The sequence below is a fragment of the Saccharopolyspora soli genome, from assembly GCF_022678645.1.
Lineage (GTDB): Bacteria > Actinomycetota > Actinomycetes > Mycobacteriales > Pseudonocardiaceae > Saccharopolyspora > Saccharopolyspora soli.
In genome coordinates this window covers 114,327-129,886 of record NZ_JALBWV010000009.1, presented here as the reverse complement: position 1 = coordinate 129,886, position 15,560 = coordinate 114,327, and the positions used below count along the sequence as shown (strand labels likewise).

At 70.0% G+C, this 15,560-nt stretch carries 13 protein-coding genes; 9 read left to right on the top strand and 4 right to left on the bottom strand.

The features are described 5' to 3' along the window. The first annotated feature begins 12 nt into the window (after positions 1-12). The 8 genes from MOQ72_RS09230 to MOQ72_RS09195 all read left to right on the top strand — a co-directional run bounded on the left by MOQ72_RS09230 (position 13) and on the right by MOQ72_RS09195 (position 7,953). A complete protein-coding gene (locus tag MOQ72_RS09230; RefSeq protein ID WP_242181966.1) occupies positions 13-1,125 on the top strand; it encodes a glycosyltransferase in 1,113 nt (370 codons plus the stop codon). Continuing rightward, positions 1,125-2,096 (top strand): NAD-dependent epimerase/dehydratase family protein, encoded by a 972-nt coding sequence (locus MOQ72_RS09225; protein ID WP_242181964.1) that lies wholly within the window; start codon positions 1,125-1,127, stop codon positions 2,094-2,096. The genes MOQ72_RS09230 and MOQ72_RS09225 overlap by 1 nt, the downstream gene beginning before the upstream one ends. 13 nt (positions 2,097-2,109) lie before the next feature. Then, positions 2,110-3,207 (top strand): glycosyl hydrolase family 18 protein, encoded by a 1,098-nt coding sequence (locus MOQ72_RS09220; RefSeq protein WP_242181962.1) that lies wholly within the window; start codon positions 2,110-2,112, stop codon positions 3,205-3,207. 27 nt (positions 3,208-3,234) lie between these two features. Next, positions 3,235-4,596: a glycosyltransferase family 2 protein gene (locus MOQ72_RS09215; RefSeq protein WP_242181960.1), complete on the top strand. Its 1,362-nt coding sequence runs from the start codon at positions 3,235-3,237 to the stop codon at positions 4,594-4,596. 76 nt (positions 4,597-4,672) lie between these two features. Next, a complete protein-coding gene (locus tag MOQ72_RS09210) occupies positions 4,673-5,347 on the top strand; it encodes a LuxR C-terminal-related transcriptional regulator (RefSeq protein ID WP_242181958.1) in 675 nt (224 codons plus the stop codon). Further along, a complete protein-coding gene (locus MOQ72_RS09205; protein ID WP_242181955.1) occupies positions 5,344-6,462 on the top strand; it encodes a glycosyltransferase in 1,119 nt (372 codons plus the stop codon). Before MOQ72_RS09210 ends, MOQ72_RS09205 begins: the two co-directional genes overlap by 4 nt. 246 nt (positions 6,463-6,708) lie before the next feature. Then, entirely contained in the window at positions 6,709-7,287 is a 579-nt protein-coding gene (locus MOQ72_RS09200) for a sensor histidine kinase (protein ID WP_242181953.1), read from the top strand. 15 nt (positions 7,288-7,302) lie between these two features. After that, entirely contained in the window at positions 7,303-7,953 is a 651-nt protein-coding gene (locus tag MOQ72_RS09195; RefSeq protein WP_242181951.1) for a response regulator transcription factor, read from the top strand. 56 nt (positions 7,954-8,009) lie between these two features. Here the strand turns inward: MOQ72_RS09195 and MOQ72_RS09190 are convergent, their stop codons facing one another. The 4 genes from MOQ72_RS09190 to MOQ72_RS09175 form a co-directional block, all read right to left on the bottom strand. After that, positions 8,010-9,554, bottom strand: coding sequence for an acetolactate synthase large subunit (locus MOQ72_RS09190; RefSeq protein ID WP_242181950.1), 1,545 nt, complete (start codon positions 9,552-9,554; stop codon positions 8,010-8,012). Positions 9,555-9,640: 86 nt separating this feature from the next. Beyond that, positions 9,641-10,480, bottom strand: a complete 840-nt coding sequence (locus MOQ72_RS09185; RefSeq protein ID WP_242181948.1) for an alpha/beta fold hydrolase — start codon at positions 10,478-10,480, stop codon at positions 9,641-9,643. Between the two features lie 27 nt (positions 10,481-10,507). After that, positions 10,508-11,521 carry an aldose 1-epimerase family protein gene (locus MOQ72_RS09180; RefSeq protein ID WP_242181946.1) on the bottom strand — a complete coding sequence of 338 codons (1,014 nt, stop codon included), beginning with the start codon at positions 11,519-11,521 and terminating at the stop codon, positions 10,508-10,510. A 50-nt stretch (positions 11,522-11,571) separates the two neighbouring features. Continuing rightward, on the bottom strand, positions 11,572-13,356 hold the full coding sequence (locus MOQ72_RS09175) for a glycoside hydrolase family 2 protein (RefSeq protein WP_242182085.1): 1,785 nt from the start codon (positions 13,354-13,356) through the stop codon (positions 11,572-11,574). Positions 13,357-13,579: 223 nt separating this feature from the next. Between MOQ72_RS09175 and MOQ72_RS09170 the strand changes: the two genes are divergently transcribed. After that, positions 13,580-15,304: an AMP-binding protein gene (locus MOQ72_RS09170; protein ID WP_242181944.1), complete on the top strand. Its 1,725-nt coding sequence runs from the start codon at positions 13,580-13,582 to the stop codon at positions 15,302-15,304. The last annotated feature ends 256 nt before the right edge of the window (positions 15,305-15,560 follow it).

Below are 15,560 nucleotides of genomic sequence, written 5' to 3'. Positions count from 1 at the left end.
AGGGGGAAGACGATGAAGGTTCTGCACGTGATCACCGGGCTGGGCGTCGGCGGTGCTGAGCTGCAGCTGCGGTCGATTCTGCAGCACACCAGGCACGACGCCGACGTGGTATCGCTGTACAACCCCGGCGACGTGGCCGGGATGATCACCTCCGACGGGGTGCGGGTGCGCGATCTGGGCATGACCCGCAACACCCAGATGGGCGCCGTGCTGCGGCTGCGCGAGGTGATCCGGGGCGGCCGGTACGACGTGGTGCACACCCACCTCTACCGGGCCTGCGTGTACGGACGGGTGGCGGCCCGGCTGGCCGGGACCAAGGTGGTGGTCGCCACCGAGCACTCCATCGGTGAGACGCACCTGGAACGCCGCCGCATGACGCTCGGGGTGCGGGCGCTCTACCTGGGCACCGACCTGTGCTCGGACGCCACGATCGCGGTGTCGGACACCGTCGCCGATCGGTTGCGCAAGTGGGGCATGCCCGCTCGCAAGATCACCGTCATCCCCAACGGCGTCGACTTCGGCCGGGTCGCGTTCGATCCCGGCGAGCGCGTGCGGGTGCGCCGCGAGCAGGGGATCAGCGACGACGCCTACGTGGTGGGAGTGCTCGGACGGCTGGACCCGAACAAGCGGTTCAACCTGGTGATCGACGCGATGGTGCCGCTGCTGGGCCAGCAGACCAAGCTGCTGATCGTCGGCGATGGCCCGGACCGGGCGCGGCTGGAGGCCCTGGCGCAGGCGCACGGCGTCAGCGAGCACGTGATCTTCGCCGGGCAGCGGCACGACGTCGCCGCGATGCTGTCCGCGCTGGACCTGTTCATCGCCTCCTCCGAGCAGGAGACCTTCGGCCTGTCGGTGCTGGAAGCGATGGCCAACGGCATCCCGGTGCTCTACACCACCTGCCCGGCGCTGGTCGGCATCAACACCGACCGGGCTCGCCAGGTGCCCGGCAACGCCGAGCGGATGCGCGCCGAGATCGCCGCCGAGATCATGGCCGCCCGGCCGCGCGCCGACGAACCGGCGATCCGCGCGAGGTACGGCATCGACGCCGTTACCGACCGCATCGACGACTTGTACGCGACGCTGTGGCAGCGCCGGGGCGGCGCCCTGCCGGTGGGGAGGCCGTGATGCGCGCATTGGTCACCGGCGCCGCCGGTTTCATCGGATCGCACCTGGTCGAACGACTGCTCGCGGATGGCCACCAGGTGATCGGGCTGGACGACCTGAGCACCGGGCGGACCGCGAACCTGCCCGTCGGAGACCCGAACCTGCGGCTGGTGCCGGGCACCATCCTGGACGGCTCCCTGGTGGACGACGTGATGGCCGACGTGGACGTGGTGTTCCACCTGGCCGCCGCGGTCGGCGCGTTCGTCATCCAGGAACGCACCCTGCAAGGGCTGCTGACCAACGTGCACGGCACCGAGAACGTGCTGGACGCCGCGCTGCGGCACGGCGCACGGGTGCTGGTCGCCTCCACCAGCGAGATCTACGGCAAGAACAACAAGGTCGGGCTCGCCGAGGGCGACGACCGGATCATCGGCTCGCCGCTTAAGTCCCGCTGGACCTACTCCGAGGCCAAGGCCATCGACGAGAGCCTGACCTACTCCTACGTGCGGGAGTTGGGCCTGCAAGCGGTGATCGTGCGGCTGTTCAACACTGTCGGGCCACGGCAGAGCGGCCGGTACGGCATGGTCATCCCGCGGCTGGTCGCCCAGGCGTTGCAGGGACGGCCGCTGACGATCTTCGGCACCGGCAAGCAGATCCGCTGCTTCTGCCACGTCGCCGACGTGGTGCCCGCGCTGGTGCGGTTGGTGCGGCTGGACCGCGCGCAGGGCATGGCCGTCAACCTCGGCAATACCGAGCAGGTGTCCATCGAGGACCTGGCCGCGCGGATCATCGCGATGACCGGATCGGCCAGCACCACCATCCAGGTGCCCTACGAAGAGGCGTACGGGCCGGGCTACGAGGACATGCAGCGGCGCGTACCGGACTGCGCCCGCGCGCGCGAGCTGATCGACTTCCGGCCGCGGCACTCGCTGGAGGACATCATCCGCGCCGTGATCGACGAGCAGGTGCAGGCCGAGACCGCTACGGCGTGATGGCGGAGGCGAAATGCGGCAGAACAAACCGCTGCGGCGGATCGGCGGGTCGATCTGGTTGCTGGCGTTGATCACAATCTCGGTACTGGTGGTGGTGTGGATGGTGACGCCCCGACCCACCGGGCCCCCGCCGCCCGGCTCGCTGGCGGTCGCGTCCTTGCCGTTCTGGAACCTGGGCAACGGCACCAAGGTGGTGGTGCAGAACCAGGACACGGTCAACGAGGTGTCGCCCTGGATCTACGGGCTCGACGCGGAGGGCAGGCTGGCCAAGCAGTACCCGCCTGAGCAGACCGCGGAGGTCCAGAAGCAGCTCGCGCAGCTGCGCGAGGCCGACATCCCGATCGTGCCGTCGCTGGCGAACATCACCGACGGCTACTGGGCCTACGAGCCGGTCGCCAAGGTGCTGCACGACCCGGCGCGGATGCACCGCCACGTCGCCGATATCGTCGAACTGGTCAAGCGCGAGGACTACGCGGGCATCGACATCGACTACGAGAACCTGCGCGCGGGCGACCGGCAGGCGTTCACCGCCTTCGTCACCGAACTAGGCCGGGCCATGGACGCCGAGGGCAAAACCCTTTCGGTGGCGGTGTTTGCGAAGGACTCGGACGCCGGTTACGACGAGCGCAACGTGGCGCAGGACTACGCCGCGATCGGCCGGGCCGTCGACCAGGTCCGGCTGATGGGCTACGACTACGCGTGGAGCACTTCGCCACCGGGTTCGGTCGCACCGATCAGCTGGGTGCGGGACGTGCTCCGCTACGCCAAGACGCAGATCCCGCCGGATCGCATCGTGCTGGGGGTGCCGCTCTACGGCTACGACTGGGTGGACGGCCACGGCACCGCCGTGACCTGGTTGCAGGCGTTCCGGCTGGCCACCGAACACCGGGCGAAGGTCAACTACGACGCGCCCACCCAGTCGCCGTGGTTCCGGTACACCGACGCGCAGGGGCGCGAGCACGAGGTGTGGTTCGAAAACGCCCCGAGTTCCAAAGCGAAGTTCGAGGCCGCCCGCGGCTCCGGCATCCGCGGCGTCTACCTGTGGATGTTCGGCTACGAGGACACCGACACGTGGCGCGAGCTGCGCGGCAGCCTCCAGATCGACAGCTGATCGGATCGGCGGGCCTGGGAGGGCGGGATGATTCCTTGGTGGCTGCTGGCCATCGCGGTGTTCGGCGCCAACTTCGCGCTGTGGGGGTTGATCGGGCTGATGCGGCTGCTCGACACCTCGACGCGGCGCTGGCGGCATCGCGGGGGCAAGCCCAGAGCGCCGATCGCGGTGGGGCGCCATCGGTTCCCCGACCTCGGCGACCGGTCAACCGACGTGGACGTCGCGGACGTGGCGGTGCTGATGGCCGCGCACAACGAGGAACCGGTCATCGTCGACAGCATCCAGGCGATCACCGCCCTCGTGCCGGTGGAGAACGTGCACGTGGTCTCCGACGGCTCGACCGACCGCACCGTGGAACTGGCCCGCGAGTGCGGTGTGCACGTGATCAGCACGGTCCGCAATGTCGGGAAGGCGGGTGCGCTGCAGGAGGCATTCCGCCGGTTCGAGCTGGTCGACCGGTTCGAGGTGGTGATGCTGCTGGACGCGGACACGCAAGTCGAGCCGGGCTACTTCCAGGCGGCGCTGCCGCTGTTCGAGGATCCCGAGGTCGTGGCGGTGGCGGGCTGCGTCAAGACGTCGTGGCGGGGGCGGGCGCTGGGGCCGATCGGCAAGCTGGTCGCGTTCCACCGGCAGCGCATCTACACGATGACCCAGTACCTGCTGAAGTTCGGCCAGACCTGGCGGCGGGTCAACGCCACCCACATCGTGCCCGGCTTCGCCAGCATGTACCGCGCCGCGGTGCTGCCCTACATCGAGGTCAACCCGCCAGGGCTGGTCATCGAGGACTTCAACATGACCTTCGAGGTCTACCAGAAACGGCTCGGCAAGGTCGGTTTCACCCCATCAGCCGTCGCCACCACCCAGGATCCGGGCAACTTCAAGGATTACGCGAAGCAGTGCAAGCGCTGGGCGCTGGGTCTGTGGCAGACGGTTCGGCGGCACCCGCCGAGGGCGGACCTGTTCACCGCCATGCTGGCGTTGCTGCTGTTGGAGATGCTGACCAGCAGCGTCATGCTGATCTTGGTGCCGTTCGTGGCGATCGTGCTCGCGGTACCCATCTTCTTCGCGGAAGTGCTCGCGGTGCCGGTGCTGCACGACGTGCACGCGTTCGTCGCCGGGTTCGCGTCCCTGCCGTCCCTGCTGTACGGCGTGGTGCTCCCGGACCTGGCGCTGACCTGCGTCGTCACGCTGTTGCAGCGGCAGCCGCGGTTCCTGTTGTTCGGCGCCTTCTTCCTGGTGTTGCGGATAGTGGACGCGGTGATCGCGCTGTACGCGATCCCAGGTGCTTGGTTGTCCAGATCCTCCGGCCGGTGGAGCAGCCCGAACCGGCGCGCGGTCGATCCGGCGACCCGGCCCGTTCCGCCAACGCCGGACGCCACCACGGGCTGATGTCGTGCAAGCGCGGTTTTCGGTTCTCCTACAACTGGAGGAGGACCAGTTGCGCCGCTCGGTCCATGCTGGGCCGGTGAACTTGGTACGGGTGCTCATGGTGGACGACCACCTCATGCTTGCCGAGGCGCTCAGCGCCCGGCTGGCGGAGGTGTCGGAGCTGTGGGTCGTGGGGCACTGCGCCACCAGCGACCCGCGACTGTCCGAGGTGGTGCAGCGATCCCGACCCGACGTGATCGCGCTCGACGTGGAACCGGCCGGAACCGCCACCGGGCGCCTGGTGCGCCAGTTGCGGGAGACGCTGCCGAGCGCGGAGATCGTGGTGCTGACCGGGATTCGCGACGTCCGGCAGGCCGTCGATGCCGCGCGGGAGGGTGCGGCGGCCTGGGTGCGCAAGGAGAGCAGCGTCGAGGAACTCACCGCTGTGCTGCACGGCGTCAGCCGTGGGCACAACTGGTATCCGCCCGATCTGCTCGGGCCGGTGCTGCGCGAGCTGCGAGAGGACGCCGCGCGGGCCGGACAGCGCAACGGACCGCTGGACGTGCTCAGCGACCGCGAGCGGGACGTGCTCTCCGGCATGGTCGCTGGCAAGCGGGGTGCCCAGATAGCCGAGGAACTGCTGATCTCGCCCGAAACCGTCCGCACCCACACCCGCAGCATCCTGGCCAAGCTCCAGGTGCACAGCCAGCTGGAGGCGGTCAGCGTGGCCTGCGCCGCCGGGCTGAGCGTTGACGCGGACGCCGACCGGTGAGCGCTGGACGGCTGCGGGTGGCCACGGTGATCACCCGCCTGGAAGGCGGCGCCGGGGTCCTGGCGCTGCGCGGCGCGAAGGCGCTGGACCCGGCCGATCACCAGGTCACGCTGATCACCGGCTCCGGCCGGTTGCTTGCCGCGGCCCAGGCCGCTGGTCTGGAGACCATCGTCGAACCCGCGCTGCGCGCGCCCATCTCGCCGGGCCACGACCTGCTCGCCCTGCACCGGTTGACGGCGTTGCTGGGGCGTTTCGACGTCGTGCACACGCACTGCTCGAAAGCTGGTGCGGTGGGCCGGATCGCCGCCCGCCGCAGCGGGGTCGGCCGCATCGTGCACACCTACCACGGGTTTCCGTTCCACGAGTTCCAGTCCCCGCTGCGGCGGCGTGCTTACCTCGCGATCGAGCGCGGGCTCGGGCGGATCACGGACCTGGCGCTGTGCGTGGGCACCGGCGTCGCGGTCGAGGCGCTGCGCCGCGGGCTGCTCGCCCCGGACCGCATCCGCACCATCGGCGCGGCCGTCGACCACGACGTGCCGACGCGCACCGAACAGGCCAGGCGGTACGCCCGGCGGAAGCTGGGGCTGGCGCCGACGGACGTGGTGGTCGGCTCGGTGGGGCGGCTGACCTACCAGAAGGCCCCGGAGGACTTCGTCGCCGCGCTGCGCGCGTTGGGCCGCCCCGGCGTGGTCGGGGTGTGGATCGGCGGGGGAGAGCTGTCCGAGCGGATGCGCGCGCAGGCCGCCGCGAGCGGGGTTCGTGTGGTGCTGGCCGGGGAGCGCGACGACGTCGCGGAGCTGCTGCCCGCGTTCGACGTGTTCGCGCTGCCCAGCCGGTACGAGGGACTGCCGCTGGCGATCGTCGAGGCGATGGTGTGCGGCGTGCCGGTGGTGGCCACTGCCGTCAACGCGGTCAGCGATGTGGTGTCGCCGGGCGAGACCGGGCTGCTGGTGCCGCCCCGGCGGCCTGACCTGCTGGCCGCCGCGGTGGCGTGCCTGCTGGATTCGCCCGTCCTCGCCGCTCGCCTGGCGAGGACGGCCCGCGAGCGGGTGGACGGCCGTTACCGGATCTCGGCGTTGGCCGACGCACTTGTCGGAGCGTATCGATCCAGGTGACGGAAAGTAGTGATGTTACCGCAACAACAGTAGTCGGCCGTGCCTGGCGTCCGATCGCCCATTGCACGTGGAGTAATCACGGCCTCCTTCGAGTAGCCGCTGCAACACCGCCCATGCGGCATCCGATTTGCCGGGTAGCACAGACTGCCGCGGGGGAGAGGAGTCGCTGTGCACACGATTACCGATTCGGCTCGGACGGTTGGCCGTCCGAAATCGCGAAGTTCCAATTCGCGAGGTGGCGCTGAGTTGCGCAGCCTGTTGCACGATCTCGGGCACGGTCTGGCGACGCTGTCCTATCTCGCGGACGGGCTGCGCGCCGACCCGTCGCTGCCCGGGAACGCGGCGCATCGGCTGCAGCTGATGGAACTGGAGCTGGACCGGTTGTTGGAGCTGGTCGACCTGCGGGTGGACCAGCCCGGTGCCGACGTCTTCGCGCTGCGCGAGCTGCTGACCCAGCTCGTCGCGGTCAAGTCGCTGTCCGGACCGGCCGAGGTGCGGCTGCGGCCCGGCGGCGACGTGACGATGTGCACCGACCAGACGCTGCTGTGGCGGATGGTGTCCAACCTGCTGGACAACGCGGTGCGCGCCGCCGGTCGCGGTGGCCGGGTCGCGGTCGCGGTGCGCCGCGGCGAGTCGGGCGGGGTGGGCATCGAGATCACCGACGACGGGCCGGGTTTCGGCAACGGACCGCGCGGCTCGTCCTCGCTCGGACTGGGCATCGTGATGGCCCTGTCCCAGCGCTGCGGAGCTGAACTGCGGATCGACCCGGCGCCGGTCCGGGGCACCCGCGCGAGGTTGCTGTTCCCACCGGGCTGCGTGGGCTGAGGGGGCAACGACAACATGGTGAACCTGGTACTCGGCGACGATCACGCGATCTTCGTCGATGCGCTCGCCGCCACGCTGCCGCAGCACGGCCACCGCATCGTCGGCACCGCCGACAACACCGCTGGTGTGGTCGCGACCGTCCGCGAGCACAAACCGGACATCTGCCTGCTGGATCGCTACTTCGCCGACGGCGACGGACTCGACGTGATCGGCGAGATCCTCAGCGCGGGCGGGCGCACGAAGGTCCTCGTGCTCACCGCCGACGGAGACGTGCAGGGCATGCGCGACGCCCTGGGCAAAGGGGCGGCGGGGTACGTGAACAAGATGTGCGGATTGGCGGTGCTGGCCGGGGCGCTGCGCGGCGTGGTGGACGGCGAAGTCGTCGTCGAGTTGGCCGCGTCGCGGACGCCGAGGTTGGCCGGTACCACCGACGCCCGCCGACTCGCATCGCACCTGACCGCAAGGGAACGGCAGTGCCTGCGGATGCTCGTCGAGGGTGCGCACACCACCGCGATGGCCAAGCGGCTCGGCGTGGCACCGACCACGGTGCGCACGCACGTGCAGTCCGTGCTGACCAAGCTCGGGGTGCATTCCCGGCTGGCGGCGGCGTCGTTCGCGATGCGGCACGGCTTGCTCGACGACGAGCGGATGCCCGTCGCGGGCTGAGACTGGGGGTCCGTGAGTCCCTTTGGGCGGACCGCCCAAAGGGACTCACGGCAGTTTCACAGCACGGCTTCGACCAGGTGCGGGCCCGGTTCGGCGTGCGCCGCGCGCAGCGCGTCCAGCAGTTCGGCACCGGTGCTGGCGCGGCTGCTGGGCACGCCGAAGCCGCGCGCGACCGCAGTCCAGTCCACAGTGGGCTCGGCGAGGCTGGTCATGCTCATCGCCGCCGCGCCGGGCTGGTCGATGCCCGCCCGCCGCAACTCCGCCTGCAGGATCCCGTAGCGCGAGTTCGCGCAGATAACCGTTGTGACGTCGAGACTTTCGCGGGCTTGTGTCCACAGTGCCTGGACCGTGTAGGCGGCACTGCCATCGGCCTGGAGGTTGATCACCGACCGATCCGGGCAGGCGATGGCGGCGCCGGTGGCCACCGGCATGCCCATGCCGATCGCGCCGCCGGTGTTGGTCAGCTCGGCGTGCGGTGGCGCGGCGGCGGCGATGGCCGGGTACGCCGCGCCCGACGACACCCCTTCGTTGACCAGGATCGCGTGCTCGGGCTGGGTGAGCACGATCGCCGCCGCGATGCCCGCCGCGGTCAGCGGGCCTTCCGGCGTCGGCACCTGGGGCCGCTCGGCGTGCGGCAGTTCGGCCGCCGCGCTGCCGGTCGCCTCCGCCAGCGCGTGCAGCGCGTCGATGGCGTCCTGGTCGGCGTCGGCCAGCGTGTGCACCTTGATGTTGTTGGGCACCGGGAAGCTGGGCATGCCCCGGTAGCCGAAGAACGCCACCGGCGTCCGGGCGCCGACCAGCACCAGGTGCGAGTAGCCGTCGAGGGCCTTGAGCACGTCTTCCGGGAAGTACGGCAGCGACCGCACCAGTGGGATCTCCGGCCCGCGCTCGATGCGCGCGGGGGAGCGCTCGACGAACACCTCGCCGCCGACGGTGGCCGCGATGCGAGCGGCGGTGCGGATGCCGTCGGGCGCCGCCGCGTGTCCGCCCAGCAGCAGTGCAGGTCGGCCGCGCCCACCGGAGAGCAGCTTCGCGATTGTCGAAACCTGCTGGTCGTCCACGGTCGGCCGGGTCGGTGGGACCGGGACTTCGGCGGGCTCGCCGCCCTGGCTCCACATGTGGTCGGCGGCGGCGATCAGCGTGGCTGGCAGCCGCTGCCGCAGCGTCGCCTGGTACGCCTCGACGAACTCGGCCGCGGCGTTGACCGGTGAGCTGGTGCGGCCCACCCAGCCGGAAACCGGGCGGGCCAGCGACTCGATGTCGCTGTTCAACGGGGCGTCGGCGGGCTGGTGCCAGGTGGCGTGCTCGCCGATGACGTTGATCATCGGGCTGCGGGCGCGGCGCGCGTTGTGCAGGTTCGCGATGCCGTTGGCCAGCCCCGGCCCGAGGTGCAGCAGGGTCATCGCGGGGATCCCGGTCATCCGCGCGTAGCCGTCGGCGGCGCCGGTCACCACGCCCTCGGACAGCGCCAGCACCGCCCGCACGCCTTCGACCTGGTCGAAGGCTTCGACGAGCGGGATCTCGGTGGTACCGGGATTGGCGAAGCACACCTGGACGCCAGCCGCGGTCGCCGTGGCCAGCAGGCTCTCCGAACCCTTCACGTGCCACTCCTAAGCAATCTCGCTTGATCCGCCGAGCAGATCATCCTCGTCGTCGATGATCCGGCCAAGACCCTCGACGCGCCCGCTCACACCTGGTGGGCGACCAGGTGTTCGAGGAGCAGGCGGGTGAGGGTCTCCGGGGCTTCTTCGGGGATCCAGTGCGAGACGTCGGCCAGCATCTCGAACCGGTACGGGCCGGTGACGTGCTCGGCGGTCGCCAGCGCGGCGGTCGAGCCGATCGCGACGTCCTCGGTGCTCCACACGTACAGCGTCGGCACGGTGATCGGCCCGATCCGGCTGCCGCCGAACCGCATCGCGCGGTACCAGTTCAACGCGGCGGTCAAGGCGCCCGGCTCGGTCAACCGCTGCACGTAGTCGTCGACGTGGTGCTGCGGCACGCCGGGGTAGTAGATCTGGCGCAGCTTCTTCGCGTTGTCCGCCAACAGGGTCTTCTCGGCGCCGGAGGAGCGGAAGACCTGCATGTAGGCCGACCGCTGGTGCTGGTCCTCGTCGTTTCGCATCGCGTCGCCGAACGGGTCGAGGTGCGGCACCGACACCGCTGTGAGGGTGCGGACCCGGTCCGGGTGCGCGGCCGCCGTCGCCCAGCCGACCGCGGCGCCCCAGTCGTGGCCGACCAGGTCGAAGCGCGACCAGCCGAAGTGCTCGGCGATGGCCAGCACGTCACCGACCAGCTCTGCCATCCGGTAGTCGGTCACCTGTTCGGGTCGCACGCCGGGCGAGTAGCCGCGCTGGTCCGGCGCGACCGCGAAGCACTCGGCGCCGCCGAGCACCGACAGCTGCTCGCTCCACTGCACGGCGGCTTCCGGAAATCCGTGCAGCAGCAGCACCGGACGGCCGTCCTCCGGACCGGCGGTCAGCGCATCGAACTTCCCTGCGGGCGTCGGGATCTGGATGTACTCGGCCACCCGGCCACTGTACTGGCGACCCGCCGATCAGTTCGAGATCCGGTAGCCCCAGCTGCCGCGGTGCTCCTCGCCCGGTCGCAGGGTGATCAGCCCGTCGCCGGTGACGAACGCGTTCGGTGCGCAGGTCATCGGCTCCACGGTGATCCCGGCGCGCGGCGGGCGGTCGGTCGACGGGCTGTCGTCGGTGTAGACCTGCAGGTAGCGGTGTGTCTGGTCGACCCACAGCTCGGCGCGCACGCCGTCCGGGCGGTTGAAGCGCACCACCGCGGTGCCGTCGGGTTCGCGGCGCAGGTCGGTGAACGCGGTGTCCATTTCGGTCGATCCGATGCGGTGCGACGACCGGAAGTCGTACTGGGTGCCCTCGACCGATTCTTTGCCGGTCGGGATCAACCGGTCGTTGACCAGGTAGTAGGTGCTCGCGGGCAGTTCGAAGGCGATGTCGTCGATGCGGTTGCCGCCCGCGGCGAGGTAGGTGTGGTTGGCGGTGCCGAACGGCGCGTTGGTGCGGCCGACGTTCGTCGCGCTCAGCGTGCTGCGTACCCCGCTGGCGTCGACCGCGTATTCGATCTGGAACGCTAGCTGGAACGGGTAGCCGTAGTGCGGGTGCAGCAGGTAGTCCAGGACCACCTTGTCGGGGCGGTGCTGCACCGGTTGCCACTCCACGAAGTTCATCAGCCCGTGCAGCGCGGCGTCGCGCTCCGGTTCGTTGATCGGGACCTGTAGCTCCTCGCCGCCGAAGGTGTAGCGACCGTGGTCGATCCGGTTCGGCCACGGCAGGATCGTCTTGCCTCGGTAACCCTCGCCGACGTCGTCGGCGGAATGCGTCAGCAGCAGTTCCTTGCCGTCGACCTGCCAGGACAGCAGCGTCGCCGCCACTCCGGCGACCACCGCCCGCTGTCGACCCGAACGGATCTCGTACAGCCGACCGTTCGCCGTCTGCGGGCCACTGGGCGGCTGCGCGGCGGCCTGGCCGGTGAGCGCCGCAGCGGTGGTCGCGCCAGCTGCGGTGGCGAGCGCGGTTCGCCTGGTAATGCGTCGCATCTTGCACCTCCTCGTTGAGGCCCCGTCGTCGTGATCGCGCTCCACTGTGGTCAGGGCGTGCCCGCGTCGATCACCGCTTCGTTGTGCGCGCGCACGACGTCCGGGTTTGGTTTGAGTACCCGGCGGTCGTAGCTGAAGAACCCGTTGACTTCGTTCTCCACGTCCGTGGTCTGCGTGTAGATCGCCGCGGACAGCCCGTTGGTCTCGACGATCCGGGCCAGTTCGCGGCTGACCTCGGCGTAGCGGTCGGTCAGCTCGGCGCGGCTGTCGGTCATCTCGTAGGCACCCGGCTCGCCCGGCCACAGGTGGCCTTCCTCGACCAGCCCCAGCCCGCCGTACTCACCGTCCACCGACGCCCGCGACCCGCGCACCTCCGGGGCACCGGGGCCGACGTAGGTGTGGTCGTCGTAGATGTCCCCGGCCCCGCTGTCGGGCAGCGAGTAGCAGCAGTTCACCCCGCTGTTCGCGTCGACCAGCCGGGTCGGGTCGGTGCGCTGGACCAGTTCGGCGATCTCCGCGGTCTCGAACTCGCCCCAGCCCTCGTTGAACGGCACCCAGGCGACGATCGAGGTGACGCTGCGCAGCTGGTCGATCATCGCGGTCAGCTCGTCGCGGAAGTGCGCGCGGGCTTCCTCGCTCGGCGGCGGGTTGCTGCCCGGCGGGTCGGCGAGGTCGATCGGCAGCGACGGCATGTCCTGCCACACCAGCAGCCCGAGCCGGTCCGCCCAGTAGTACCAGCGGGCCGGTTCCACCTTGACGTGCTTGCGGACCATGTTGAAGCCGAGTTCCTTGGTGGCCGCCAGGTCGAAGCGCAGCGCCTCGTCGGTGGGCGCGGTGTAGATGCCATCCGGCCAGTAGCCCTGGTCCAGCGGACCGTGCTGGAACAGGATCCGCCCGTTGAGCGCCATCCGCGGGCGCCCCTGCGAGTCGTCGACCAGCTCGACGGTCCGCAGCCCCGCGTAACTGCCGACCACGTCCACCGCTCGGCCGTTCGAGTCGACCAGCCGCACCACGATGTCGTAGAGGTAGGGATCGTCGGGGGTCCACCAGTGCGGGTCGTCCACCGCCAGCCGCAGCGGCTGGTCGGCGGGGCCGCTGGCGCGCGAGACCTCGCGCCCGTCGGCGTCGAGGACGATTGCTTCGACCCGCTCCCCAGCGCGTGCCGAAGTGCGCGCGGTCAGGTCGAAACCGCGCAGATCGGGGGTGATGTCGAGCTTGGCGATGTGCGTGTCGGGGACCGGTTCGAGCCAGACCGTCTGCCAGATGCCGGACGCGCCGGTGTAGAGGATGCCGCCGGGCTCGTTGCGCTGCTTGCCGACCGGATACGGGTTGGCGTCGTTGCGGTCCTCGACGGCGACGACGATTTCCTGCTCGGTGCCCGGCCGGAGCGCGTCGGTGATGTCGGCGCTGAACGCGCTGTAGCCGCCCTCGTGCACCGCCACGGTCCGGCCGTTGACCAGTACTTCCGCCTTCTGATCCACCGCGCCGAAGTGCAGCAGCACCCGTTGTCCCGTCCAATCCGGCGGCAGCTCGAAGCTCCGCCGGTACCGCATGTGGTCGTCGTGGCGCTGGATGCCGGACAGCCCGGACTCCGGTGGGTAGGGCACCAGGATCTGCTCGCCGGTCTCCTCCGGCGGCGTGGATCCCCCGCCGTAGGCCCACAATCCGTTCAGGTTCAACCACTGCTGGCGGGTCAGCTGCGGGCGCGGGTATTCGGGGTGGGCGTTGTCCGGGCCGACCTCGTCCGTCCACGGCGTGGACAGCGGCGGTGGCTTCGGGCGCCAGGGGTCGGCGGCCGCGGCGGCGACCGCGGGAGCCCCGGAGGCGGTGGCCATCAGCGTGGTGAGCAGCAGGGCGCGCAGCAGCACGATTGCCTCCAGACCGACAAGCGGCACCATTATTCGACAACAATGACCATGAACGCACGCACAGTCAACGCGGCCGAAAGAGCGCCCGCAAATCGGAGCAAGCAGCGTGGATCCGCCGGGCCGCATGACGTTACGTTGTTGGCCCGCTTCAGCAATCCGGCAATGTTGCCGAGTCCAGGAGGGTGTGGACGTGACCAGCAATCCCCCTGCCCAGCACGGCGTCGCGACCGAGCAGTTCCAGTCCGCCCGCGACTTCCTGCTGCGACACCGCGAAGACTACGACACCGCGCGCCACGAGTTCAGCTGGCCGCAGCCGACCGAGTTCAACTGGGCGCTGGACTGGTTCGACACCATCGGCGAGCGCCGGGACGGCCTCGCGCTGTGGATCGTCGACGCCGACGGGACCGAGCGCCAGGTGACCTTCCGCGGCATGACGCGGCGATCCAACCAGGTGGCCAACTGGCTGCGGGGGCTCGGCGTGTCCCGCGGTGACCGACTCGTGCTGATGCTCGGCAACCAGGTCGAACTGTGGGAGACGATCCTGGCCGCGATGAAGCTCGGTGCGGTGATCATCCCCGCGACGCCGCTGCTGGGACCGGCCGACCTGCGCGACCGCATCGACCGCGGCCGAGCCCGCCACGTCGTCACCACTTCGGCCGACGCGGCCAAGTTCGCCGACGGGCCCGGTGACTACACCAGGATCGCGGTCGGCGAACCGGTGCCCGGCTGGCATTCCTATGCGGACAGCACAGATTCCGAAGTGGATTTCGCGTCGGATGGCCCCACTCGCGCCGAAGATCCGATGCTGCTCTACTTCACCTCCGGCACCACGGCACAACCGAAACTGGTCGAGCACACCCACGCGTCCTATCCGATCGGTCACTTGTCCACGATGTACTGGATCGGGTTGGAGCCGGGCGACGTGCACCTGAACATCTCCTCGCCGGGGTGGGCGAAACACGCCTGGAGCAACGTTTTCGCGCCGTGGAACGCCGAGGCGACGGTGTTCATCTACAACTACACCCGCTTCGACGCGGCCGGGTTGCTGGCGCAGATTCAGCGCTGCGGCATCACCAGCTTCTGCGCGCCACCAACGGTTTGGCGGATGCTCATCCAGACCGACCTGAGCGCGCTGACCACACCGCCGTCCAAAGTGGTCGGTGCGGGCGAGCCGCTGAACCCGGAGATCATCGAGCAGGTTCGGCGGGCCTGGTCGGTGACCATCCGCGACGGCTTCGGCCAGACCGAGACCAGCGTGCAGGTCGCCAACACCCCCGGCCAACCGGTCCGGCCCGGCTCGATGGGCCGCCCGCTGCCCGGCTTCGAGGTGACCCTGCTCGATCCGGTCACCGGTGAGCCCGCCGAGGAGGGCGAGATCTGCCTGGCGCTGCAACCGCGGCCGGTGGGGCTGATGACGGGCTACGCCGACGACCCCGACCGCACCGCCGAGGTCACCCGCGGCGGCCACTACCACACCGGCGACGTCGGAGCGCGCGACGCGGACGGGTACATCACGTACGTCGGTCGCACCGATGACGTGTTCAAGGCATCCGACTACCGGATCTCGCCGTTCGAACTGGAGAGCGTGCTGCTGGAGCACGAGGCGGTCGCCGAGGCGGCGGTGGTGCCCTCCCCGGACCCGATCCGGCTCGCGGTGCCGAAGGCGTACGTGGTGCTCGCCGGGCAGCACGAGCCGACGCCGGAGACGGCGCTGTCGATCCTGCGCTTCGCCCGCGAGCACCTCGCCCCGTACAAGCGGGTGCGGCGGCTGGAGTTCTTCGAGCTGCCGAAGACCATCTCGGGCAAGATCCGCCGGGTGGAGCTGCGCGGCCGGGAGAAAGAGCTGCACGACGGCGGCACCATAGCGCCGCCCGGTGAATTCCGGGAAGAGGACTTCCCCGAGTTGAAAGGCTGAACGTACCCGAATGTCCAGTGGCACGTGCTCCCGGCGCGTGCCACACTTTCCCGTGGGCTGCTGGGAACGTGGTGCGAGCCTGATCAGGGGGGAGGCGCATCGCGACGACGAGCATCGTAACATCCGTGCTCCGCGTGGCGATGGAACGACTGAAAAGAGAAAAAGTCAACCGCCGCGATGCCTAGTTTTCAAATTTTTGTCGGCGAACGCGGTTGTACTTTTTGTAGTTGTTGTGGTAAGTAGTGCGCGCGATATT

What these genes read in the sequence shown, in the direction of transcription:
- MOQ72_RS09230 (WP_242181966.1), top strand. Translation starts at nt 13, where the DNA reads ATGAAGGTTCTGCACGTGATCACCGGGCTGGGCGTCGGCGGTGCTGAG.
- MOQ72_RS09225 (WP_242181964.1), top strand. Translation starts at nt 1,125, where the DNA reads ATGCGCGCATTGGTCACCGGCGCCGCCGGTTTCATCGGATCGCACCTG.
- MOQ72_RS09220 (WP_242181962.1), top strand. Translation starts at nt 2,110, where the DNA reads ATGCGGCAGAACAAACCGCTGCGGCGGATCGGCGGGTCGATCTGGTTG.
- MOQ72_RS09215 (WP_242181960.1), top strand. Translation starts at nt 3,235, where the DNA reads ATGATTCCTTGGTGGCTGCTGGCCATCGCGGTGTTCGGCGCCAACTTC.
- MOQ72_RS09195 (WP_242181951.1), top strand. Translation starts at nt 7,303, where the DNA reads ATGGTGAACCTGGTACTCGGCGACGATCACGCGATCTTCGTCGATGCG.
- MOQ72_RS09180 (WP_242181946.1), bottom strand. Translation starts at nt 11,521, where the DNA reads ATGCGACGCATTACCAGGCGAACCGCGCTCGCCACCGCAGCTGGCGCG.
- MOQ72_RS09175 (WP_242182085.1), bottom strand. Translation starts at nt 13,356, where the DNA reads ATGGCCACCGCCTCCGGGGCTCCCGCGGTCGCCGCCGCGGCCGCCGAC.